This window comes from Streptomyces sp. NPDC005492, from assembly GCF_040605995.1.
GTDB lineage: Bacteria > Actinomycetota > Actinomycetes > Streptomycetales > Streptomycetaceae > Streptomyces.
This window is the reverse complement of the sequence record NZ_JBEXDX010000011.1, coordinates 1-22,653: the sequence shown is the minus strand read 5'-3', so window position 1 is coordinate 22,653 and position 22,653 is coordinate 1. Positions and strand designations below refer to the sequence as shown.

The 22,653-nt window shown below is 71.8% G+C and carries 19 protein-coding genes; 9 read left to right on the top strand and 10 right to left on the bottom strand.

The genetic code is table 11. From position 1 onward, the window contains the following. The first annotated feature begins 160 nt into the window (after positions 1-160). Complete coding sequence (locus tag ABZT04_RS17360) at positions 161-1,147, top strand: thaumatin family protein (protein WP_356057308.1); 987 nt, start codon at positions 161-163, stop codon at positions 1,145-1,147. A 28-nt stretch (positions 1,148-1,175) separates the two neighbouring features. On the opposite strand, the gene ABZT04_RS17355 is transcribed toward ABZT04_RS17360, so the two are convergent. Beyond that, the gene (locus ABZT04_RS17355; RefSeq protein WP_356057306.1) at positions 1,176-1,865 is read right to left on the bottom strand and encodes a hypothetical protein; all 690 of its coding nucleotides are present in this window, start codon (positions 1,863-1,865) and stop codon (positions 1,176-1,178) included. A gap of 125 nt (positions 1,866-1,990) precedes the next feature. On the opposite strand from ABZT04_RS17355, the gene ABZT04_RS17350 reads away from it, so the two are divergent. Then, the gene (locus ABZT04_RS17350; RefSeq protein WP_356057304.1) at positions 1,991-2,287 is read left to right on the top strand and encodes a hypothetical protein; all 297 of its coding nucleotides are present in this window, start codon (positions 1,991-1,993) and stop codon (positions 2,285-2,287) included. A gap of 3 nt (positions 2,288-2,290) precedes the next feature. Next, complete coding sequence (locus ABZT04_RS17345; RefSeq protein ID WP_356057302.1) at positions 2,291-2,923, top strand: hypothetical protein; 633 nt, start codon at positions 2,291-2,293, stop codon at positions 2,921-2,923. 63 nt (positions 2,924-2,986) lie between these two features. On the opposite strand, the gene ABZT04_RS17340 is transcribed toward ABZT04_RS17345, so the two are convergent. The 3 genes from ABZT04_RS17340 to ABZT04_RS17330 all read right to left on the bottom strand — a co-directional run bounded on the left by ABZT04_RS17340 (position 2,987) and on the right by ABZT04_RS17330 (position 9,677). After that, on the bottom strand, positions 2,987-7,378 hold the full coding sequence (locus ABZT04_RS17340; protein WP_356057300.1) for an FtsK/SpoIIIE domain-containing protein: 4,392 nt from the start codon (positions 7,376-7,378) through the stop codon (positions 2,987-2,989). 66 nt (positions 7,379-7,444) lie between these two features. Further along, positions 7,445-7,738: a WXG100 family type VII secretion target gene (locus ABZT04_RS17335; protein ID WP_019063359.1), complete on the bottom strand. Its 294-nt coding sequence runs from the start codon at positions 7,736-7,738 to the stop codon at positions 7,445-7,447. A 73-nt stretch (positions 7,739-7,811) separates the two neighbouring features. Continuing rightward, the gene (locus ABZT04_RS17330) at positions 7,812-9,677 is read right to left on the bottom strand and encodes a putative T7SS-secreted protein (RefSeq protein ID WP_356057297.1); all 1,866 of its coding nucleotides are present in this window, start codon (positions 9,675-9,677) and stop codon (positions 7,812-7,814) included. 153 nt (positions 9,678-9,830) lie between these two features. Here ABZT04_RS17330 and ABZT04_RS17325 point away from each other — a divergent pair, with 153 nt between their 5' ends. After that, on the top strand, positions 9,831-11,258 hold the full coding sequence (locus tag ABZT04_RS17325; protein ID WP_356057295.1) for a hypothetical protein: 1,428 nt from the start codon (positions 9,831-9,833) through the stop codon (positions 11,256-11,258). Here the strand turns inward: ABZT04_RS17325 and ABZT04_RS17320 are convergent. The 6 genes from ABZT04_RS17320 to ABZT04_RS17295 form a co-directional block, all read right to left on the bottom strand. Next, complete coding sequence (locus tag ABZT04_RS17320; RefSeq protein ID WP_356057293.1) at positions 11,242-11,781, bottom strand: sigma-70 family RNA polymerase sigma factor; 540 nt, start codon at positions 11,779-11,781, stop codon at positions 11,242-11,244. The two genes, ABZT04_RS17325 and ABZT04_RS17320, sit on opposite strands and share 17 nt — an antisense overlap. Positions 11,782-11,877: 96 nt before the next feature. After that, on the bottom strand, positions 11,878-14,793 hold the full coding sequence (locus tag ABZT04_RS17315) for a BTAD domain-containing putative transcriptional regulator (RefSeq protein WP_356057291.1): 2,916 nt from the start codon (positions 14,791-14,793) through the stop codon (positions 11,878-11,880). Positions 14,794-14,944: 151 nt separating this feature from the next. Beyond that, on the bottom strand, positions 14,945-15,352 hold the full coding sequence (gene msrB / locus ABZT04_RS17310; protein ID WP_356057289.1) for a peptide-methionine (R)-S-oxide reductase MsrB: 408 nt from the start codon (positions 15,350-15,352) through the stop codon (positions 14,945-14,947). 13 nt (positions 15,353-15,365) lie between these two features. After that, positions 15,366-16,754, bottom strand: coding sequence for a UDP-N-acetylmuramate--L-alanine ligase (murC, locus tag ABZT04_RS17305; protein ID WP_356057287.1), 1,389 nt, complete (start codon positions 16,752-16,754; stop codon positions 15,366-15,368). 109 nt (positions 16,755-16,863) lie between these two features. Beyond that, the gene (locus ABZT04_RS17300) at positions 16,864-17,337 is read right to left on the bottom strand and encodes an indole-3-glycerol phosphate synthase (protein WP_356057285.1); all 474 of its coding nucleotides are present in this window, start codon (positions 17,335-17,337) and stop codon (positions 16,864-16,866) included. 154 nt (positions 17,338-17,491) lie between these two features. Next, positions 17,492-18,286 (bottom strand): pyrimidine reductase family protein, encoded by a 795-nt coding sequence (locus ABZT04_RS17295; RefSeq protein WP_356057283.1) that lies wholly within the window; start codon positions 18,284-18,286, stop codon positions 17,492-17,494. Between the two features lie 37 nt (positions 18,287-18,323). Here ABZT04_RS17295 and zapE point away from each other — a divergent pair, with 37 nt between their 5' ends. The 5 genes from zapE to ABZT04_RS17270 all read left to right on the top strand — a co-directional run. Then, positions 18,324-19,430 carry a cell division protein ZapE gene (gene zapE / locus ABZT04_RS17290; RefSeq protein ID WP_356057281.1) on the top strand — a complete coding sequence of 369 codons (1,107 nt, stop codon included), beginning with the start codon at positions 18,324-18,326 and terminating at the stop codon, positions 19,428-19,430. Positions 19,431-19,584: 154 nt separating this feature from the next. Further along, the gene (locus ABZT04_RS17285) at positions 19,585-19,983 is read left to right on the top strand and encodes a hypothetical protein (protein ID WP_356057279.1); all 399 of its coding nucleotides are present in this window, start codon (positions 19,585-19,587) and stop codon (positions 19,981-19,983) included. A gap of 88 nt (positions 19,984-20,071) precedes the next feature. Then, positions 20,072-20,650 (top strand): carbonic anhydrase, encoded by a 579-nt coding sequence (locus ABZT04_RS17280; protein WP_356057277.1) that lies wholly within the window; start codon positions 20,072-20,074, stop codon positions 20,648-20,650. An 8-nt stretch (positions 20,651-20,658) separates the two neighbouring features. Beyond that, a complete protein-coding gene (locus ABZT04_RS17275) occupies positions 20,659-22,116 on the top strand; it encodes a SulP family inorganic anion transporter (RefSeq protein ID WP_356057275.1) in 1,458 nt (485 codons plus the stop codon). A 103-nt stretch (positions 22,117-22,219) separates the two neighbouring features. Continuing rightward, positions 22,220-22,653, top strand: a 434-nt coding sequence (locus ABZT04_RS17270) for an SPFH domain-containing protein (protein ID WP_356057273.1), incomplete at its 3' end; no start/stop codon positions are given.

Below are 22,653 nucleotides of genomic sequence, written 5' to 3'. Positions count from 1 at the left end.
CGTGATGGCTCTCCTGATACGGAGACCGCCGACGCGGGCAAGGACAACAGAAATTTATGTTGTCGGGCCGCCGCCGAGAAGGTCACCAATACGCAGGGACACATCCGGCGGGCACGAGGAAGGCGCGAGAACGATGGCACGAGGACGCAGAAGACACCGCGTGAGCCCCCAGCGACCCGACCGCCGCTGGTGGTACGTCGCGGCGGCCGCCCTCGCGACGGCCGCCACCGTGCTGATCACCTACGGCGCGTGGACGCCCTCCGGGACGAACGGCACAGGCACGACGGCCCACCAGGATTCGGCCGCGCGCCCGTCCGTATCCCGAAGCACCTCGGCCTCACCCTCACCCTCGCTCTCGCCCAGCCCCAGCGCATCGGCCTCCCCCACGCCCAAGGCAGCCGTATCGAAGAAGAGCACGCCCAAGCCGACCGCCAAGGTGAACGAGACGGCGCGACAACCCTCGACGGCCCCGGTGGGCAAGCGCCTGATCACCGTCGTCAACCGCACCCCGAAGACGGTCTGGGCGATCGTCACCAACACCTCGATCTACCCGAAGGGCCGCGAACTCGCCCCGGGCCAGAGCCTGTCGGTGACCGTGGCGAACAACTGGGGCGGCCGTATCTGGGGCCGCACGGGCTGCACCACGACGGCCGCCGGGCACTGCGCGACCGGCGACTGCACCAGCGTGTGCGACGGCCCCAACCCGCCCACCACACTGGGTGAGTTCACCTTCGACGCGTACGCGGGGATGGACTTCTACGACGTGAGCATGGTCGACGGTTCGAACCTGCCGATGTACATCAACATCTCGCACACCACGACCGTCGACCCGGTCTCCTCCACCGGCTGCTACAAGGGCGTCTGCACCTCGGACGTCGACTGCCCCACCGCGATGCGGGCCGTCTCGGGCGGCCAGGTCGTCGGCTGCAAGCCGCCGTGCGCGGCGTTCGGCGGCGACACGTACTGCTGTCGCGGCGCCTGGGCGGGCCGCGAGAACTGCGTCCCGGCGAAGTGGCCCGTGGACTACACCCAGGTCTTCAAGCGGGCGGCCCCCTACGCCTATTCGTACGCCTTCGACGACGGGGCGACGATGCCGTGCAAGGGGGCCTGCTACTACCGGATCACCTTCGGGACGACCGGATCATAGGCTCAACTCGTGGGCCCGGGCGGCGGGTTCAGCTCGTCGCCTTGTTCCCGGTCGGGCCCACCGCGAACCAAGTGCCGCCGACGCCCTGGCCGTTCAGGTCGCCCGGCCGGCTGTCGCCCGAGAAGCGGTAGACGGGCAGGCCGCCGACGGTGATCTGGACCTGACCGTCCTTACGGCGGATGGCCCCGACCTCCTTCGCGTCCACGCCCGCCAGATAGACGTTGCCGCCCTCCTGGATGGTCACCGGCGGCCACTTCACCGCGCAGGCGTCGTTGCAGGTCGACTGGTTCGGGGCGGCGGTGTCGTTGTCGAAGCGGTACAGCGCCGCCTGGTTGATGTTGATCAGGTGCGGTGAGGAGAGCGACGACGAGGTCACCGCCGACAACTGCACCCACTTGGGCGGCGCTTCCTGCACCACCGCTCCGACCACGGTCCCGCCGGTGCCGGTGAGGCCGGCGTCCTTCGCCGTGGAATCGACCACCTGGAGCGCCGAGTTGCCCCCGCCCTGACCCGACGACGTGGCCGAGGAGGAGGCGGAGGGGGACGCCTGGGCGGCCGACGAGGCCGGGGACGAGGCGGGAGCCGGACTGTCGCCGATGGAGATCGTCTTGCCGCAGGCCGAGAGGCTCGCCACGCCGCACAGGGCGAGCAGGGAGGCGACGGCGGTACGGCGCGCGGTGCTCTTGGAGGAGAGCGGGCGGGTCAGGAGCGGGGTCATGTGGACAACACGAGACAGCCCCCGGCAAAGGTTCAACGGCGGTGAACGTTTCGGGCCTCGGGCCTCGTGTTCAGGACAGAGCAGGACAGAGACGCATCCTCACCGCACAGAAACGGGGGCCCGCCGTGGCGTCGGACGTCAACATCCCCGGGAGTGAACTCAAGGAAGCCCAGGACATGTTGGGCTTCGTGCACGACTTCATCGACATCGGACACAACACGTTCGACTTCGACGCGGCCTTCGGGCCCGAGCTCTCCCGCGGCTCCGCCCAGAACTTCGAGAACAAGTGGAACGACGGCAAGGGCCAGTTGCAGAAACAGGTGGTGGGCATCAAGGACGCCATCGGCAACATCCTGGACTCCTTCGAGAAGACCGACCAGGACGCGGTGTCGAACCTCGACAACGGACAAGGCGGCAACTGACCGATGAACACCGCACAGCGTTTTCTGCTGGACATTCCGGACTCCTGGGACCAGGTCGACCTGAGCGGCGAGGAGTTGGCCAGGACCCGTGCGCAGGCCCTGGCCGCGACCGACGACCCCCGGGAGAAGGCCCGGGTCAACGACATGTTCCGGCAGGGCCGGGAGGTGACGAGGTCGGCCCGCCGCTACGGGGCGCTGCTGGCCGCGGGCACCGCGACGATGTACGACGAGGGCCTCTTCATGGCGTACGGCATGGTCTTCGCCGTCACCACGCCCAGGGGTGAGGAGCTCACGCTCCCCGTGCTGTCCGCGCGGCTCGGTGTCTCCTCGGCCAACGGGGTGGCGCCCAAGGACCGGGTCATCACGTCGGCGAAGGTGCCCCATGTGGGCACGGTGGCCCGGGTCACCGGCACCGAGGTGACACGGCTGACCGGGGACATCGACGTCAAGCTGCTGACGATGCACACGATGATGCCGGTGCCCGGCAGCACGGAGGACTTCCTCGTGGTGACCCTCGCCAGCCCCAACCTGCCGCTGAAGAGCGAGGTGTACGACCTCTTCGACGCCATCACCTGCACCTTCCGCTTCGTGACCGACGGCGGTGTCCAGGTCTCCCCGGACGGCGTCGCCGCCTGAACCACGCCGAAGGGCGGCCGGACCACTTCGGTCCGGCCGCCCTTCGCTCGTGTACTCCCGCTTCTAGATTTCCGTTTCCAGCAGCGGTACCTGGACCGAGCGCAGTGTGCCGTCGCCCAGGTGCAGCAGGCCCCGGCCCGGCTGCGGGGCCTGTCCGACGACGCCGCGGCTCAGTTTCACGCCGATGACCTCGCCGTCGCTCAGTCCCTGCGGGGAGAGCAGCATGCCGGTGCGGTTGCGCTTCACCTGTCCCATCCAGCCCGCCAGGCTCAGCGCCAGCGACTCCGCGTTGCCGGCCGCGAGGACGCCCCAGCCGGCTCCCGCGCCGCCGCGTGCGAGCAGCGCCAGGTCGGAGTCGATCTCGGCCCCCATGAACAGTTCGGCGTCGTCCACGACGATCACGCCGCACTCCTCGGGCACGCTGCCCAGCGTCTGCCGGAACGCGTCGACGCTCACCTCGGCGTCGGTGATGAGGGCGGCGACACCGGGCCGCCCCAGCAGTTGCCGCAGCGGCGAGCGCCGGGGTGCCAGCACGATGAGGCCGGCGCCCGCGGCCACCACCGACTCCGCCGCGACGAGCAGGGCGGTGCTGCGTCCGGTGCGCGGCGGGCCCGCGATCACGAAGGTCGGTACGTCCGTCAGGTCGGGGCCCAGTGACGTGAGGACGTCGCCGCCCACGGCCACCAGCGGGCGCATCGGCCCGCCCCGGGTGTGCAGGGCGAGCGCCTCGTCGTACGTGACCCGGTCGGGGAGCACGTCGAGGCGGATCGGGCGGCGCTCGACGGGGACGGCGGCCTCGCGCGCGGTCAGCTCCTGGCCCAGGGCGAGCAGGACCTCGGCCTGCGCGCTGCCGGAGAGGTCCTCGCCGAGCACCGCGAGCTGTACCTCGCTCAGGTCCTGGGTGCGGGTGCCGCGTCCCGGCGCCGGGTCGGTCGGCGCGGACTTGGTGGGGATGCCGACGCTGGAGTAGTCCTGGCGGTCGTTGAGCCTGAGGACGATCTTGTCCTCGGTGGTGCCGGAGAACCGGCTGCTGCCGAGCACCCGGTCACCGGCCAGGACGACATGGATGCCGACGCCCGCTCCGTCGCGCAGCAGGCGGATCATGCGTTCCAGGTAGCTGCCGTTGTCGTAGGAGGCGAACTCGCGCTCGAAGACCTCGAACCGGTCGACCATCAGCACGATGTGGGCGAGCCGCTCCTCGGGGCGCTGGTTCCCGCGCAGTTCGGACAGGTCGGCGGTGCCCCGCGCGCCCAGAATGCTCTGGCGCGCGGTGAGTTCGGAGCCCAGCCGGTCCAGCAGTCGGCCGAGGCGCTCGATCTGGTTGCGGTCGACGACCGCGCCGCAGTGCGGCAGCGCGGTCAGGGCGTTGAGCGCGCCGTTGCCGCAGTCGATTCCGTACAGGTGGACGTCGTCGGCGCCGTGGGCCTGGCCGAGGGCGGCGGCCAGGGTGCGCAGGGTCTGGGAGCGTCCGCTGCGGGGCGAGCCGACGATGTGCAGATGGCCGGCCCGGTCGAGGTCGAGGACCAGCGCGGTGCGGGTCTGCTGTGCGGGCAGGTCGACCATGCCGTACTCGACGGCCGGCAGGGCCGCCTCGCGTTCGGCGGTGGGCTTGGGCGAGGGCGGTGCCGTCCAGGGGAGCAGGGCGGGCAGGGGCGGCAGCCAGGGGCTCGGCTGGCGTGGCACGTCCGCGAGCCGGGCCGCCTGGGCGATGGCTCCGGTGAGCACGGCGAGGTCGGTGACGGCCTCGGTCCGCGCCGCCCCGGAACCGCCCCTGGAGCGCGAACTCGGCAGCGGGCCGCCGAGGTTCTGCCAGGTCACCGGCTCCGCGCGGACGGCCACCTCGGTGCCTTCGGCGGGCTGCCCGCCGGGCCTGCGGCCACCGACGCGGCCGGACTGGAAGGGCAGCAGCGCCGACGGGCCGAGCCGGGCGTAGGCGCGGCCGGGGGTGGCCGGGGAGATGTCGCCGGAGTCGGGCGCGTCGATGATGTCCCGGCTCTCGGAGGTGTCGGTGGTGCGCAGCGCGATCCGCAGATTGGTGTTGGCGCGGATGTCCGGAGTGACGGCGCCGCCGGGACGCTGGGTGGCGAGCACCATGTGGATGCCGAGCGACCGGCCGCGCTGTGCGATGTTGACCAACCCGGAGATGAAGTCGGGCAGTTCGCGCACCATGGACGCGAACTCGTCGACGACCAGGAGCAGTCGGGGCAGCGGCGGCAGTACGTTGCCGCCGCGCGAGCGCTTGTCGAGGTAGTCCTCGATGTCCTTGGCCCCCGCCTGCGCCAACTGGGTCTCCCTGCGCCGTAGTTCGGCCCCGAGGGAGACCAACGCCCGTTCCACGAGCCGGGTGTCGAGGTCGGTGACCAGGCCGACGGTGTGCGGCAGGTCGGCGCACTCGGCGAAGGCGCTGCCGCCCTTGTAGTCGACGAGCACGAAGGTCATCTCGTCGGGCCGGTTGACCACCGCGAGGGTGGCGACCAGGGTCTGCAGCAGTTCGGACTTGCCGGACCCGGTGGTGCCGGCGATCAGGGCGTGCGGGCCGTCGCGCACCAGGTCGACGGCGAACTCACCGTCGTAACCGACCCCGAGGACGGCCCTGGTGCTGCGGCCGCCGAGGGACCAGCCGGCCACCACGGCCTCCGCGGTGGGCGGTTCGACCCGCAGCAGGTCCAACAGGCGTACGGCGCCGGGCAGTGCGCTCTCGTCGCTGTCGCCGACACCTCGCAGCGGGGCCAGGGCACGGGCGAAGTGCTCGTACCAGTCGGACTCGGGCGAGTCGGTGCGGACGTTCTCCAGCGCGGCGCCGGAACCCGTGCGCACCCGGCAGGTGGTGGCGTCCGCCTCGGTGACGACGACGGCGCCGCACTCCTCCGGCAGCAGCCGCTCCTCGCGGTCGATGCAGATGGTGTGGACGCCCACGGACGGGCCGTCGCGCAGCAGTGCGATCACACCGGGCAACGAGCGGGCGCGGCGCGCCTGTTCGAGGACGACGAGGACGTCGGGGTAGCCGTTGGCTCCGCCGCGGGTGATGTCGGGGCCCGCCGCGATCCGGGAGGCGACGAGCTGGCCGAGTTCGCCGATGCGCCGGGCCAGGGACTCGGCGGTGGAGCCGATCAGGGCGTAGGCGTCCTCGCCCTGCGCCTGGGTGTGGGGCAGCCAGCGGATCCAGGACCAGTCGCGTTCCCCGTCGGGTCCGGCGAGGACGACGAGGCGCAGGTCGGTGGGGCTGTGCAGGGCGGCGGCCTGGGCGGCCAGCCAGCCGGCCAGCCGGGTCGCGCCCGGTCCGGCGACGCCCGCGACCCCGGCCCTGCGCAGCGCCACGCTGACGGGCACCTGGTTCAGCCTCGGCACAGTGGAGCGCCGGTGCTCGTCCTGGTCGGGGTCGTCGACGCTGATGGACGAGGGCAGGTCGGCGGTGCCGACGCGGACGGAGAGGAAGTCGGGGTCCTGCCAACGGCGTTCCCACAGCCGCTCCGAGGGCTGGACCGCCATCTGCAGCAGCGTGGCCGGATCGGGCAGCGACAGGCGCAGGTTGTGCTGTTCCGCGAGTACGGCGGCGTCGATGTCGGCGCGGACGCGGGCCAGCGTCTGCTCGTACTCCTCCTTCTTCTCCAGGTACTTGAGCATCGCCTGCTTGCGTCCGCCGAACTGGGTGATCAGGGCGGCGATCGGGGAGAGCAGCGCGATGAAGACGAAGGACCAGCGGTGGGTGACGAAGATGGCGATCACGGCACTGGCCGCGGGCACCAGCAGGATCGGCAGCAGCGGGATGGGCCGCTTGTCGGGCTTGACCGGTGGGGTCGGCAGCCGGAACTTGGCGCCCGCGGCGGGCGGCAGGAACCTCGGCGGCCGGTTGAACTCCAGGCCGAGACCGTCCTGCGCCGGGGTCAGCGGGGCGCGGGCCGTCCGCCGCGAGGTCAGCTCCAACAGGATGTCGCCGACGGCGAGTTGGCTGCCCTCCCGCCACGGGGACGGCGCCGGTGCGGGCTTGCCGTCGAGCAACGCCCCGTCGGTCAGGAGGAGTTGGGCGCTGCCGTCGAGCCGGACCCGGACCCGGGCGGCGAGGGCGGGCGTGCCCGCGGCGAGCCGGACCCGGCACACCGGGCCGCTGCCGATGTCGTAGTCGCCCGGGACGAGCCGGAAGACGGTTCCGGCGCCCGGTCCCGAGACCACACGGACCTCGGTACGCCCCTCGGGCTCGGGCTCCCGGGGCACGGGAGCGCCGAGTCCGAGGTCCATGCCGTCGCGCACACCGGCCGCCTGAAGGGTGGCGTGCGGTTCGACGGGCGTCGGGCCGATGTAGAGGGGCGGCTCCCCCGCCGCCGCCCCCGCATACCCGATGGCGCGTGCCAGCTCGGCTGCCAACCGGCCCGCCTGCGCGGAGGGTTCGGTTTCCACGGCGACGGTGGTGGACACCCCCTCGACCTGCGGATCACGAACGCTGACGGTCAATCGCACTGCTCATCATCCTTCTGGTGTGGAGGTACGGCACCGCCCGCCGTGGCGACGGGCCGGGCCGATGGATCAGCCGAGGTTGGAGCCGAGCTGGTTGTCGGTCTGGTCGAAGGCCTCGCCGACCGCCTTCACGTACTGGCCGATGCCCTGTAGACCCTGGTTGACCTGGTCGAAGCCCTTGGCGAACTCGTCGAAGAACGGCGAGAACTTCTGCTGGGCGGCCGGCGTGCTGTAGCCGTCGGCGAGCAGGGTGGAGATCTTGCCCTTGACCTCGTTGAGCTTGTCCTGGAGCTGGGAGAAGTCGTTGAGGAGGGCCTGCGAGGTGGACGCGGTGGTGTCCGAGTTGACTGCGTAATTGGGCATGGGAGTACTCCTTGCTGGTGGTTGGTGGTGCGGTCCATCCCTTCGGGGACGGAGGTCTGGGGGCGGCGAACGGCTAGTTGCCGTCGCCGGTGTCGGGGCCGCCCGTGGGGCTCGTCGGTGCGGTGACGAACCCGTCGGACGACGTGGGGCTGGTCGGTGCGGTGACGAACCCGTCGGACGGTGACGCGACGCCGGTACCGGCGTCCGACTGCGCGTCGGAGGTGTTGATCGGCGGAACGGCGGGCCGCCCCGTACCACCGCCGTCCTGGGTGGTGGGCGAGGACGGGAGCGGCACGTTGGCGGGATCCACCGGGATCGGCGGTTCAGGACGCGGCGGTGCCAGAGGCGGCGGTACCGGGCGGGTGGGCGAATCCGGCAACGGCACATGGGCGGGATCCACCGGAACCTGCGGCACCGGGCGCGTGGGTACTGGGGGCGGCGGCACCGGAGGTTGCGGCGGGGGTACGGGTGCCGGCGGCTGGGCCGGGGGCACGTGCGGTACGACGGGCGCCGGCTTGGGGCCGGGCTTGATCGGGATCTTGTCGGTGAGGCCCTCGACCACGTGGCCGAGGCCCGCCGTGCCGACCGGCCCGGCGGCCAGCTTCGCCGCGGAGTTGGCGATCTCACCGGCCGCCACCTCGTTGAGGTCGCCGCCCTGGGCGACCCCGACACCGATCTTCGTGCCGAGGGTGGCGCCTTCCTCGACGAAGTTGCCGAGCTGGTCGCCCGCCCGCTTGCCCACGCTGTCCGCGACGGAGGGTTCCGAGGTGTCGCCGAACCGGCCGCCCTTGCCCGTCTCCACGGCGGGGTTCCCGCGCGCCTTGCCGATCGCGCCGAGGCCGCCCTTGAAGGCGACGCCGGCCACGGCACCGGCGGCGGCTCCGGCGAACACGCCGGCGGCCGTGATCTGGTCGCCGTTGGCCGCCTTCCCGGCCGCCTCCAGCGCCGAGTTGGTCAGGAACTTGCCGGTGACGTCCGCGGCCACCTTGCCGACCGGGTTGGCGAGGACACCGCTGACGATCTTGCTGTTGGTGAGGGACTCACTGATCTTGGTGATCGTCCCGGTGGCCTTGGTGATGAACCCGGAACCCTTCACCGCGGCCACGGCGGCCGGAGCGATCGCCTGGACGGCCTTGCCGCCGAGCTTCAGCAGGGCGCCGCCGGGGACGATCCCGATCAGACCGAGGATGAAGTCACCGGCTTTGAGTCCCCCGGTCTGGCTGGCGACGACTTGGTTGAACAGGAACAGCGCCCCGCCGAGCAGCGCGCCGACCACCGGGAAGAACACCGCCACGACGGCGACGAGGGCGGCGAGCAGGATCTGGACGAACGGGAAGTCCTTGAAGAAGTCGGCGATCTTCTGGAAGATGTTCCGCTCCGGAATCGCCTCCTGGGCCGCCCGGTCCAGCACCTCGGCACACTGCCGCTGCGCGCTCTCCCGCATCGTCCTGGCCTGTTCGGCCAGGCTCTTTGCCGCGCCCAGTTGGGCCCGGCCCGCGTCGATGGCGTCCTGGGTGCTGCGCGCCTGCGACTTCTCCGTGTCGGTCGGATTCGCGCCGAGTTCCTTGGGCGCCTGGTTCGCCTGCGGCGCGGCGGACTGCGCCTGGTCCACGGCCCGGTCGAAGGTGTCCTGGGCCTCGCGCAGCTTCGGCATGTAGTCGCTGTAGGCCTGGGCGGCGTCGTGGTAGGAGGTCACGGTCTTGGTCAGCTTGTCCGGGAGATCGTCGCCGATCTTGTTCTTCAGCGCGTCCATCGCCGAACCGCGGCCCTGCGAGATGGTGCCGTCCTTCTTCAGGACGTTCAGCGCCTTCTCCGCGGCGTCGCCGATGTCGCGGTAGCGCTGCATCACGCCCTGGATCAGGTCGGGGTCGCCGGGTGTCGGGTCCGCGTCCATGCCGACGAGCTGGAAGTCCTCGGGCCTGGAGTGCCGACGTGCCATTGCGATCCCCCGGTGCGCTGCCTGTGACGTGTGGTCGCCAGGTACACGGGGTCGGTGTCCGGAAAGGTTCACACCGACTTCGCATCGAACGTTCTCGCCGGGCGGCTCCGTGTAGTCGGTGCAACGGAACCTCGGAGGGCATGGGTGGACACGATGAGCAACGGCAAAGGCCCTGGGCCGGCGACCGACAGGGCGCGGCGCCTGCCACGGACGCTCCTGCACGCCTTCGCGGCGCTGCTGGCGGCGTGTCTCATGGCGCTCGGCACCGCCTCCGCGAGCGCGGCGCCCGCGGCCGACGACCTGGTCAAGGTGTTCGTGGTCCCGGATCCGGCGGAGACGGGCGGGCAGCTCGCCACCCTTCAGTCGATCGCGGCGGCCACACTGGGCGACGCGGCGCGGGCCGGCGAGATCCTCGACCTCAACCGCGGTCAGGCGCAGAAGGACGGCGGGGCGCTGAACAGTGCGGACGACCAGTTGCACCCCGGCTGGATCCTGCGGCTGCCGCAGGACGCCTCGGGCCCCGACGTGCAGTTGGCCCGGGACACCGGGAGCCAGAACTCCGCTTCCGCCGCCCCGAGTTCGGGACAGCAGTCGGCCGCGCCGAGCAGCGGACAGTCCGCGGCGTTCACGTTCCCGCTGGCCGCGGCGATCGCGCTGCTCGGCGCGATCCTGCTCGCCCTGATCACCGCGGGCATCGTGGGCCGGCGGAAGGTGCGCGCCGCGTACGCCGCCGTACGGCGCGCCGTCGACAGGCTGGGCGAGCCGATGCGGCGCCGGCGCCGGCTGACGCTGCGCCGGGCGACGGGCCGCCGGTTCGCGACCGACGCGGAGTCGGTACGCCGTGCCTACGGCGTCCTGGGCGAGTTCGGGCCCGACCGGCAGCGGCCCGAGCGGCCGGTGCACGCGCTGCGCGTCGACGGTTCCGGCGTGACGGTGTGGCTGACCGCCTCCGACACGGTCGACGCTCCGTGGACGAACATCGACAGCACCCGCTGGCGTCGCCCCGCGGCCGCCCCCGGCTGGCTGAACCCCGGCGACGGGACCGCACCAGCGGCACAGTCCTCGATCGCCACGTCCTGTCTCGTCCGGGCGGGCACGGACGCCGACGACGAGCCGGTGTTCGTGGATCTCAGCCGGCTGGACGGCGTCCTCAGTGTGGGCGGCGACCAGGCCGTGGCCCGGGACGTCGTACAGAATCTGCTGGCGGAGATCGCGCGCACCCGGCCGAACACCGCGGTGACCGTGCTGCGCGGAGCGGACGGCGCGCCGCCGCTCTCCGTGCCGGCGGAGCTGCGGCAGCTTCCCCGGGTCGAGGCCCCCGTTCCGGTGGCACCCGACGCGGGGCGCGGGACGGTGCGCGCCGGCGCGGGACGCCGGCCGGTGCGGGGGCTGGTCGTGGTGGCCGGAACGCCGGGCGAGCGCGAGGCCGCCGAACTGGCCGCCCTGTGCGGCCCCGGCGGCGCGGGCTGGACCGGCCTGGTGTACGGCGAGGCGAACGGCGCGCACTGGCGCTGGCACACCGACGCCGACGGCCATGTCGACATCCCGGTCCTCGATGTACGGCTCACCGTTCCGGCGTGAGTCCCTTGCCGGCCTCGGCGCGCAGGATGGTCAGGGCGTAGTGCCGGCGGGACTTGACGGTGCCCGCCGGTATGCCGAGGACGCGCGCCGTCTCCTGCACGGTCCGGCCGCACAGATAGGTGTGCAGCAGGACCTCCCGGTGTTCGTGGGACAGCCGCCGCAGCAGGCCGGTCGCCTCCACCGAGGCCAGCACGGCGCCGGTGTGGTCGGGCAGGGGCACGTCCCGGTCCTCGGCGCCGATGGTCTCGTGGCGGGCGACGGCGCTGCGCATCCGGTCGACGACGAGGTTGCGGGTCACCGTGAGGAGCCAGCCGCGCACCGACCCCTCGGTGCTGTAGAGGCGTTCCGCGTGCGGCCAGGCGCGGATGAGGGTCTCCTGGACGATGTCCTCCGCCATGTGACGGTCGTTCAACAGCTTGTCGGCGTAGGCGAGAAGGGCCTTCGCGTGGTCGGACATCATGGTGCGCAGCAGTTGGTTGCGGTGCGCGGTCGTGGGGAGGTCCGCGGAAGTGGTGGAGGTCATGTTCCAGTCCTGAAGGGGAATGCCGTACGCGCTTCCGGCTCCGGGCGGAGCGGAGCGGGGAGCGTAGGCAGGGCCCGCTTTCGGGACGCTGACTTTTTACTGTCCGGGGGACCTCTCGGCTTCGGCGAGGTCGTTCAGCCGGCCGCGGACCTGCTCGGCGTCCGGGTGGCCGAGCGCGTCGAGGATGCCGAGTGCCGCGCGCCAGGCGAGCGCGGCCTCCGTGTCCTGGTGGGCCGCGCGGCGGGTGTCGCCGATGTGCACCAGGGTGTCGCCCTGCAGGTAGCAGTCGCTGATCTCCCGGTACAGGCGCAGCGCCTGCTCGTAGCAGTCGAGCGCCCGGTCGTAGTCGTGCAGATGGTGATAGGCGTAGCCGAGGCTGTCCAGGGCGGCGGCCTCGCCGTTGCGGTCGCCGCTCTCCCGGTGGGCCGAGATCGCGAGGCCGCACTCGGTCAGGGCGTCCTCGTACTTGCCCATCAGGATGTACGTCCAGCCGACCTCGTTGGCGATACCGGCCTCGTCGTTGTACCGCCCGGCCGCACGGCACAGGGCGCGCGCCTCGGCGTAGTGGTCGAGGGCCGCTTCGTGCCGTCCCCGCCCGTTGGCCAGGAAGGCGAGCCTGCGCAGCGTCCTGCTCCGGCCTGCCTGGTCGCCGATCTCTCCGAACAGTTCCAGGGCGCGCGACAGATGTGCGTCGGCCTCGTCCCGCCGGTCGAGGCGACCGCCGGCGAATCCGAGCGCCGCGTGGGCGAATGCCTGGCCGGATATGTCGCCCAGGCGCTGCGCCGCCTCGACGGCCGTTGTCTGTGCGGCGAACTGCTCGGGCCAACGGCCGCCCCGGTCCAGGTACAGCTCCATGACCGAGGCCAGCTTCCAACTGTGCTCGCCGCCGCCGTGCCGGGCGTCCTCCTCGATCGCGGCGAGCACGGCGGAGCGGTTGGCCTCCAGCCAGTCGATCGCCGCCGCCTGGTCGGGCAGCCTCGGGACGGTCACCCCGGGTATGGGAGGCCTCAGTCGGACGCGGTCCCGGGTGGGCACCAGCAGGGCGTCGGCCATGTGCGCGGCGTGCAGGTAGTGGTCGAGCATGCGGCGCCGGGCCGTGTCCCGATCCCGCTCGGTGTCGTGGGCCCGGGTCAGCTCGGTGTCGTGGGCCCGGGTCAGCTCGGCGGCGTAGGCGCGCAGCAGTTCGTGACAGCCGTAACGGCCCGGCAGGGGTTCGGAGATCAGGTGCGCCCGGGCCAACTCCGCGAGTACCGGCCGGACTTGACCGACCCGCTGCCCGGCGAGGCTCGCGACGGCGGCGAGCGAGCAGTCGGGGCCGGGGTGCAGGGCGAAGAGGCGGAACACCCGGGCGGCCGCGGGGCTGAGGAGTTGGTACGACCAGGAGAACGCGCTGCGGGCGTCGGCGGCGGGGGCCTCTCCGGCGAACGCGTCGAGGCTGTCCTCGCTGTCGGAGAGTTCGGCGGCGATGGAGGCGAGCGGAAAGGCCGGGTTCACGACCGCGCGGGCGCTGACGACGGCCAGCGCCAGGGGGAGCCGGCCGCACAGGGTGATGATCTCCGCGACGGCGTCGGGTTCTTTGGCGATCCGTTCGGCACCGAGTCGGCGGGACAGGAACTCGCGCGCCTCCGCCTCGGTGAGCACGTCCAGCGTCAGCGAGTGCGCGCCCTCGCCGGCCACCAGGCCGTAGAGCTGGTTGCGGCTGGTGACGACGACCAGGCAGCCGGGTGCGCCGGGCAGCAGGGGGCGGACGTGCTCGGTGTCGCGGGCGTTGTCCAGCACGATGAGGACGCGCCGGTCGGCGAGGAGGCTGCGGTACAGCGCGGCCTGTGCGTCGAGACCGGCGGGGATGCGCTGCCCGGGGACGCCGAACGCGTCGAGGAACGACCGGATGGCCTCGGCCGCGCTCATGATCGAACCGCTGGGATGGAAGCCGCGCAGATTGACGTAGAGCTGCCCGTCGGGGAAGCGGTCGGCGACGCTGTGCGCCCAGTGCACCGCCAGGGTCGTCTTGCCGACGCCGGCCATGCCACCGATGGCGCTGATCACCACCGTCGAGGCCGGTGTGTCGGACGCGAGCAACAGCTCCCGGACATGGGCGAGTTCACTGCGTCGGCCGGTGAAGGCGGGCAGATCCACGGGGAGTTGGGCGGGACGGATCGTGGCGACGGCTTCCGGGCGGGCCGCCCCGGTGTCGGCGTTCCCTTCCGCACCCTCGACGGGCCTTGCGTCCGCGGCCGGTGTCACGGCACGTGGGGCATGCGCAGGACCGAGGACCCGCTGCAGGGCGGCCTGCAGTTCGGGGCCCGGCCGCACCCCCAACTCGTCCGCGAGCCGGGCGCGTACGGCCCGGTGGACGTCCAGGGCCTCGGCCTGATGGCCGGTGGCGGCGAGCACCAGGATCAGTCCGGACTGCAGCCCTTCGTCCAACGGGTGTTGGGCCGCGGCCTGCCGGAGCGTCACCAACACCCGTGCGCCCAGGCCCGGTCCGGCTTCCAGGGCGAGTTCGGCGGCTTCCTTGACGGCGGCCAGGTGCTCGTCGTCGAGGGCGGCGAAGGCCGGGTGGGACCTCACCTCGGCCGCGATCCCGGAGGCGGCCGGCCCTCGCCACAAGGCCAGCGCCTCGATCAACAGCCCTGTGGCGGTGGAAGGTTGGCCCTCCTGTGCGGCCCGCTGCCGCAGGGCGCGGAAGCGGAGCAGGTCGAGATCGTCGGGGGCGACTTCGAGGCGGTAGCCGCCCGAGCCGCGCACCAGCCACCGTGACCGGCCGCCGGCCGGGAGGTCGGGTTCGAGCAGCCGCCGCAGAGCTCCGACATGCCGTTGGACGACGTTGACGGCGCTGTCCGGCGGGTCCTGTCCCCACAGGGCGTCGACGATCTCGTGGACGGCGACGGGATGCCCCGCCTGGGTCAGCAGCAGCGCGAGCAGAGCGCGCTGCTGGGGAGGTCCCAGCGCCAGTTCCGTGTCGTCGCGCCAGGCCCTGACCGGTCCGAGTACGGCAAAACGTGTACGCACCGGGTCCCCCCTGCCGACTGCGACGACGTGTGCGGCCGGTCCGCCCGGCCCCCGGGGCCCTCGGCCGCGAACGAGCATAGAGTCCGTGGGAACTCGGCGACGAGGGGTTGCCCGGCCACGGAGCGTCGCCCCGTGGCCCAGATACGAAAGGTCAGTCCTCGTCCGGTGTCAGCCGCAGCGAGATGGAGTTGATGCAGTACCGCTGGTCCGTGGGCGTGGCATAGCCCTCGCCCTCGAAGACGTGGCCGAGGTGCGATCCGCACCGGGCGCACCGCACCTCGGTGCGCACCATCCCGTGCGAGCGGTCCTGGAGCAGTTCGACCGCGTCGGTGTCCTTCGGGTCGTAGAAGGACGGCCAGCCGCAGTGGGACTCGAACTTCTCGTTCGAGGTGAAGAGTTCGGCGCCACAGGCGCGACAGGAGTAGACGCCCGTCGTCTTGGTGTCGGTGTACTCACCGACGAAGGCCGGCTCCGTGCCCGCCTGCCGCAGCACCGCGTACTCGGCCGGGTTCAGCTCCGCGCGCCATTCCTCGTCCGGCTTTTCGACGTCGTACGACATGAAGCTCAGCCCCTTACTTCGCGAGACGGTCCAGGATCCGCGGGCCGAGGTCTGTCACATCGCCCGCTCCCATGGTGAGAACCAGATCACCGGGCTTCGCCATTCCCGCGACGGCCTCGGGGACGGCCGCCTTGTCGTGGACCGGTGTCACGTCGGCGCCGGCCGCGCGCGCGGCCTCGATGATCAGGTCGCTGGTGACGCCGGGGATCGGATCCTCGCGGGCCGGGTAGATGTCCAGGACCAGCGAGGCGTCGGCCAGGGCCAGGGACTGGCCCATCTCCTTGCCGAGCTCCTGGGTGCGGGAGAAGAGGTGGGGCTGGAAGACGACCAGCAGCCGCGAGGAGGAGGCCGCCGCGCGCATCGCCTCCAGGTCCGCGGTCATCTCCGTGGGGTGGTGGGCGTAGGAGTCGATGACCTGGACGCCGGCCGCCTCGCCCTTGAGCTGGAGGCGCCGCTTCACGCCGGTGTACGCGGCCAGCGCGGGCGCGAGTTCCTCGGCGGGGATGCCGAGGGCGACGCCCGCGGCGAGGGCCGCGACGGCGTTGCTCGCGTAGTGGCGGCCGGGGACCGAGACGGTGAAGGTGAGTTCCCGGCCGCCGAGGAGGACGGTCACCTCGCTCTTGAGGCCCTGCGCGAGGACGGAGAGGATCCGCACGTCGGCGTCCTCCGCCTCGCCGTACGTCACCGCCTTCACCGAGTCGGAGACTCGGCGGGTCAGCTCCCGCGCGCCCGCGTGGTCGGCCGAGATCACCAGGGTGCCGCCCGGCACGATCCGGTCCGCGAAGGTCTCGAAGGACTCGTAGATCTCTTCCATGGACGCGTAGTTGGCGTGGTGGTCCAGCTCCACGTTGAGGACGATCGCGACCTCGGGGGCGTACTTGTGGAAGCTGCGGTCCGATTCGTCCGCCTCGGCGACGAAGATCTCGCCGTCACCGTGCAGCGCGTTCGAACCGGGGGCGTCCAGGTCGCCGCCGATCGCGTACGAGGGCTCAAGGCCCAGCTCGGACAGCGACACCGCGAGCATCGACGTGGTGGTCGTCTTGCCGTGGGTGCCCGCCACGGCGATCGGGCGCAGCCCGTCCATCAGGCGGGCGAGGGCGTCCGAGCGGTGGACGACCGGGATGTCCAGCTCGGCCGCGCGGGCCAACTCGGGGTTGTCCTTACGGATCGCCGACGACACGACCACGCAGGTGGCGTCGTCGGCGAGGTGCTCGGCCGCGTGTCCGATGTGCACGGTGGCACCCAGGGCGCGCAGGGCGTCGGCGGTCGCGGAGTCCTTGGCGTCGCTGCCCGCGACCTTCGCCCCGCGCTGCGCGAGGATCTTGGCGATCCCCGACATCCCGGCCCCGCCGATGCCGATGAAGTGCGGTCGGTCCATGGCGGTGGGAAGGCCGGGTGCCATGTGTGTCTCCCTGTGCGTGCTGGTTCCGTACGGGTACGGCGGATGTTCGACGGCCAGCCTATTCGGTGCCACCGACAATCACGGACACCCGTCGGTCGCCGTACTCTCGCTACTCCTTGCTGTGCGAGAACAGCTTCAGCACCGGTACGCCGACCTTGTGCCGGGCGCGTGAGGCCCAGTCCCGGTGGAAGAACTCCTCCACGTAGTGGGGGTCGGTCAGCACGATCACCTCGTCCGCGCCGACCTCGTCCACCAGGGTCTTCAGGGCGTCCAGCGGGTGGTCCTCGATGAGCCGCCCCTCCGCCGCGCTCCCGGCCGCGTGCAGGGCCTCCAGGGACACCGACAGCGCCTGCGCGCCGAGTGCGGCCGCGTCCTTGCCCTCGGGGGTCTCCCGCTCGTGCGCCGCCTCGTCGAGTTCACCGAGGGCGACGTCGTCGATGGCCCGCAGCAGGCGGTCCGCCTGGTCGCCGCGGGGCTGGAGCAGCACGTGGAAGGAGACGGTCTCGTCACCGTGCAAGGTGGTGACGAACTCCACGTCGGCGGACGTAAGGGCCTTCTCGATCATCAGTACGCTTGTGAACACCAGGCGCCCCTTCTCCTCCGAGGACCCGCGGGCCCTCTCTCCTCCGTGGGCCGTCGAGACCCTGCGGAAACCATCCTGCCCCGTGATCGCACGGGTACTGCCGGATTTAGTGTGCCCGTCGAAAGCGAAACGGAACGGATCATTCCGCCCGCACTCAGGTCCGACGGTAGCGACCGAACAAGAACCCGGCCTCTTCCAGCAAAGACACCAGTTCGAAGCGCTGGGGGACCCCGACCGACGGCCCTCCGGCGATCCGCTGGGCCTCCCCCGCCGTGAGCATCGGCGAGAGGGTCAGACACAGCTCGTCGAGCACGTCGGAGGCCACGAACTGCCCGAGCAGCCGCGGTCCGCCCTCGGTCAGCAGCCGGGTGTGCCCCAGTTCCGCGAGCGCTGCCACGGCCCGTGCGGGGTCCACGCCCATGCCGTCACCGGCGACCACGACCCGGGCGCCGGCCTTCTCCGCCGCGGCGACCCGCTCCGGCGCCGCCGCGGCGCCCGTCATGATCAGCGTCGGCACCAGGGGCGAGGCGAAGAGCGGAAGCGAGAAGTCCAGGTCGAGGCTCGCGGTGACGACCGCGATCACGGGGGCCGGCCCCTGCCCCGCCGCCTCCCGCGCCGCCGCGAACTCCGCACGCGCGCGTGCGGGCCGGTAACCCTCCTGGCGTACCGTTTCGGCGCCGACGACCACGACATCCGCCAGCGCCCGCAGGATGCCGAAGATCCGCATGTCGGTGGGCCCGGAGATGGGCTGTGAGCGGCCCTCGTGGTGGCCCGCCCCGTCGAGCGTGGACACCATGTTGGCGCGCAGCCAGGGGCCGTTGCCGACCGGGTAGGCGTAGGCCTCCGCGAGCTCCGGGAACCCCCACTCCTGGTCCGTCACACGCGCATCAGGGGCCCCGTTCGAGGCCTGGGCTGCTGTTTCGTCGGTCACAGGGAACAGGCGTCGCATGTCGTGCAGTGTGGCACGGCCTTTAGAGTGGTGAACCGTGTCGTCCTCCTCAGCCGCCTCCGGGACCAGCCCGATAGCAGACGCGGCCCCGCTGTCCCTGTGCGCCCGTGAGCCGTTCGTCCCCGCGGACCGGCTGGTCGCCGAGATGGTGCCGCCGCCGCGCTTCGACTCGGTGCGCTTCGCCACGTACATCCCGGACCCGAACCAGCCGAGCCAGACCGAGGCGGTCCGCGTCCTGGAGACCTTCGCCGCCGGCCTCGGCGGGGCACACGCCGCCGGCACCGCCAAGCGCGGTTTCCTCGGCTTCGGCAGGGGCAAGGCGCCCAAGACCCCCACGGGCCCCCGCGGCGTCTATCTCGACGGCGGCTACGGCGTCGGCAAGACCCACCTGCTGGCCTCCCTGTGGCACGCGACCCCGGCCGAGCCCGCGCTCAAGGCCTTCGGCACCTTCGTCGAGCTGACGAACCTGGTCGGCGCCCTCGGTTTCCAGCAGACGGTGCGGACGCTGTCGGGCCACCGTCTGCTGTGCATAGACGAGTTCGAGCTGGACGACCCGGGCGACACCGTCCTGGTGTCGACCCTGCTCGGCAGGCTGGTCGACGCGGGCATGGCGCTCGCCGCCACCTCCAACACCCTGCCGGGCAAGCTCGGCGAGGGCCGCTTCGCGTCCGTCGACTTCCTGCGTGAGATCCAGGGCCTGTCCGCGCACTTCCGCTCCCTGCGCATCGACGGCGACGACTACCGCCACCGCGGTCTGCCGCAGGCCCCGGCGCCGTTCACCGACGAGCAGGTGACGAAGGCGGCCTACGCCACGGCGGGCGCCTCCCTCGACGACTTCCCGCACCTGCTCGCCCACCTCGCCAAGGTCCACCCCAGCCGCTACGGCGCCCTGACCGACGACCTGAAGGCCGTCTGCCTCACCGACGTCCAGCCGATACCGGACCAGTCGACCGCCCTGCGGCTGGTCGTCCTCGCGGACCGGCTCTACGACCGTGAAGTGCCCGTCCTGGCCTCGGGGTTGCCCTTCGACAAGCTGTTCAGCGAGGAGATGCTGAACGGCGGCTACCGCAAGAAGTACTTCCGCGCGATCTCCCGCCTCACCGCACTCGCCCGGGACGCCAAGGGCCTCGTCGTAAACGCCTAGTTCACGCCAGCCCAGGCGCGCTTTTCACGCTCTCTTGAATCGGAAACGCTCCGTTAACCCTGCAAACTACTTCACTGGGTTACCGTTCTACTTGACCAGCCATTGACCAACCCTTGGCCAGGACAAGAGGCGTGAACTGCGGGGAGGGGGCGGAGTGTTCCGAGGTAAGACGGTCCGGACCGTGATCACCCTGCTCACCGCCGTCCTGCTCGCCCTCCAGTTCTTCACTCCCACCGCGTCCTTCGCAACCGCGCACACAGCCCGTCATGCGGAGGCCAAAGCACAGCCCGGCCCCAAGCTCGCCGGCAAGGCCCTGCGCGCCGAGACCGTCACCTTCCGCGACTGCGGCGCGACCGGGAACCCCACCACCCCGCTGCTGCTCCGCGACCGATACCGCACCGCCGACTGCGGGCCCGAGGCGCCCGAGCGCCCGTTGCTGGCGCAGGACCCGGCGGCCGTCCGCACACCGGTGGCGCCCGGCGCGGCGCACCATCGCACATCGAGATCCTCGACAGCCCACTCTCCGGCGGCACTTCAGGTCTTCCGCTGCTGAGAGCGGCGCAGGCAGTCAGTTCCCCCACGCACAACTGTCATGCAAGCCCGACGCGCCCCGAGGGCGCGCCAGGAGGAGTCCACACGCCATGCAGCCCCTCATCGACAACGCCCGTACGTTCGGACAACGCCCTGAGGAGTTCGCCGGACTGGCCGAAGGCCAGTCCCCCCAGGTGCTGTTCATCACCTGCTCCGACTCCAGGGTCGTACCGGCCCTGATCACGGGCGCCCGCCCCGGCCAGCTCTTCGAGCTGCGTACCGCGGGCAACATCGTCCCGCCGTACGCCTCCGAGCACCCCACGAGCGAGGCATGCACCATCGAGTACGCCGTGGAGGTCCTCGGCGTCTCCGACATCGTGGTCTGCGGCCACTCGCACTGCGGCGCGGTCGGCGCCCTGGTGCGCGGTGACGACCTGACCGCCGTACCGGCCGTGCGCGACTGGCTCACCCACGCGACTCCGAAGCCGCAGGGCGCGGTCGAGGACCCGGCCGTGTCCGAGGGCGTACAGAGCCACGTCCTGACGCAGTTGCTGAGGCTGCGTTCGTACCCCTACATCGAGGAGAAGCTGACGAGCAGTCAACTCACGCTGCACGCCTGGTTCTACGAGGTCCACACCGGCGCCGTCCAGGTGCACGACCCGGCCCTCGACGCCTTCAAGGCCCTGTGAGCGCGGCGATGTCGACCAAGTTCCCTCATCTCCGGGAGGACTTCGCCGCCTCCCTCGTCGTCTTCCTCGTCGCGCTCCCGCTCTGCGTGGGCGTGGCCGTCGCCTCCGGTGTCCCGGCCGAACTCGGCCTGGTCACCGGCATCGTGGGCGGGCTCGTCACCGGACTCATGCGGGGCAGCAGCCTCCAGGTGTCCGGGCCCGCCGCCGGTCTGACCGTGCTGGTCTTCGAGGCGGTGCGGGAGTACGGACTGCCCGCCCTCGGGGTCATCGTGCTCGCCACCGGAGTGCTCCAAGTCCTCATGGGTGTCATGAAGTTGGGGCGCTACTTCCGGGCCATCTCGGTCTCCGTGGTCGAGGGCATGCTGGCCGGCATCGGACTGGTGCTGATCGCCGGGCAGTTGTACTCGGTGGCGGGGGCGAAGGCCCCCGCCTCGGGGCTGGACAAGATAGTCGAGCTGCCCGGCGCGCTCGTCGATGCCGCCGGGAAGACGGAAGCGCTGGCCTCGCTGGCGCTCGGCGCCGCCACCATCGCCGTCCTGGTGCTGTGGAAGCGGCTGCCTGCCAAGGTGCGCACCGTGCCAGGTCCGCTGGCCGCCGTAGGACTCGCGACCCTCGCCGCGCTCGCCCTCGGGCTGCCGGTGGCGACCGTCGAGGTGCAGGGACTGCTCGGCTCGCTCCAGCCGCCGCCGCTGAGCGAGTTCGGTGAGCTGGCGCAGGTCGGTCTGCTGGGCACGGTGGTCGCGTTCACGCTGATCGCGTCCGCGGAGTCGCTGTTCAGCGCGGCGGCGGTGGACCGGCTGCACTCCGGGCCGCGCACCGAGTACAACAGGGAACTGGTCGCGCAGGGCCTGGGCAACACGGTCTGCGGGCTGCTCGGCGCGCTGCCGATGACCGCGGTGATCGTGCGCAGCGCGGCGAACGTGCAGGCGGGCGCGCGGACGAAGGCGTCCCGGGTGCTGCACGGCGTATGGCTGCTGCTGTTCGCGGCGCTGCTGCCGGACGTCCTCGCGTACATCCCGATCCCGGCCCTGGCAGGCATCCTGGTGCACGCCGGCGCCAAGCTGATCCCGGTGCGGGAGATCGTGTCGCTGTGGCGCGAGCACCGGGGCGAGGCGCTGATCCTGGTCGTCACGGCGCTCTCCATAGTCGCGGTCAGCATGTTCGAGGGCGTGCTCATCGGGCTCGCGCTGGCCGTCGCGAAGACGGCGTGGGAGGCCTCGCACATCAAGCTGGACGTCGTCGACAAGGGCGCCGGCCCCGTCCAGGCGTATCTGTCGGGCAACGCGACCTTCCTGCGGCTGCCGAAGATCCTCGACAGCCTGGAGGCACTCCCCCAGGACCGGCCGGTCGAACTGCACCTCTCCGGCCTGCACCACCTGGACCACGCCTGCCGTACGGCCCTGGAGAACTGGGCCGAGCGGCACAGCGCGGCCGGCACCGAGCCGGTGAAGGTCACGGCCGCCTAGGCGCGGCCCCGGTGTCCGCTCCCAGGCTGTCGTGGCCCCGGGGCGGACACCGGGCATACCCTTGCAGGAGCAGACGAAGGGACCTCTCGACGAGGGGGTCAGGATGCTCCAGGAACTAGTGGTGGCGGGCGTGGCGGCCGGTTCGGCCTGCGTGGTCTACGTCGCCGCGGCGGCACGGGTCGTCAAGCAGTACGAGCGCGGGGTCGTCTTCCGCCTCGGGCGGGTGGTCGGTGATGTGCGGGCGCCCGGCTTCACCATGGTGATCCCGTTCGTGGACCGGCTGCGCAAGGTCAACATGCAGATCGTGACGATGCCCGTGCCCGCACAGGAGGGCATCACCCGCGACAACGTGACCGTGCGCGTCGACGCGGTCGTCTACTTCAAGGTCGTCGACGCGGCCGACGCGATCGTCACGGTCGAGGACTACCGCTTCGCCGTCTCCCAGATGGCGCAGACCTCCCTGCGGTCGATCATCGGCAAGAGCGATCTCGACGACCTGCTCTCCAACCGTGAAAAGCTCAACCAGGGCCTGGAGTT

Coding starts and splice junctions, on each gene's coding strand:
- ABZT04_RS17275 (WP_356057275.1), top strand. CDS start 20,659: ATGTCGACCAAGTTCCCTCATCTCCGGGAGGACTTCGCCGCCTCCCTC.
- ABZT04_RS17355 (WP_356057306.1), bottom strand. CDS start 1,865: ATGACCCCGCTCCTGACCCGCCCGCTCTCCTCCAAGAGCACCGCGCGC.
- msrB (WP_356057289.1), bottom strand. CDS start 15,352: ATGTCGTACGACGTCGAAAAGCCGGACGAGGAATGGCGCGCGGAGCTG.
- ABZT04_RS17280 (WP_356057277.1), top strand. CDS start 20,072: ATGCAGCCCCTCATCGACAACGCCCGTACGTTCGGACAACGCCCTGAG.
- ABZT04_RS17330 (WP_356057297.1), bottom strand. CDS start 9,677: ATGGCACGTCGGCACTCCAGGCCCGAGGACTTCCAGCTCGTCGGCATG.
- ABZT04_RS17295 (WP_356057283.1), bottom strand. CDS start 18,286: ATGCGACGCCTGTTCCCTGTGACCGACGAAACAGCAGCCCAGGCCTCG.
- murC (WP_356057287.1), bottom strand. CDS start 16,754: ATGGCACCCGGCCTTCCCACCGCCATGGACCGACCGCACTTCATCGGC.
- ABZT04_RS17325 (WP_356057295.1), top strand. CDS start 9,831: ATGAGCAACGGCAAAGGCCCTGGGCCGGCGACCGACAGGGCGCGGCGC.
- ABZT04_RS17320 (WP_356057293.1), bottom strand. CDS start 11,781: ATGACCTCCACCACTTCCGCGGACCTCCCCACGACCGCGCACCGCAAC.
- ABZT04_RS17335 (WP_019063359.1), bottom strand. CDS start 7,738: ATGCCCAATTACGCAGTCAACTCGGACACCACCGCGTCCACCTCGCAG.
- ABZT04_RS17345 (WP_356057302.1), top strand. CDS start 2,291: ATGAACACCGCACAGCGTTTTCTGCTGGACATTCCGGACTCCTGGGAC.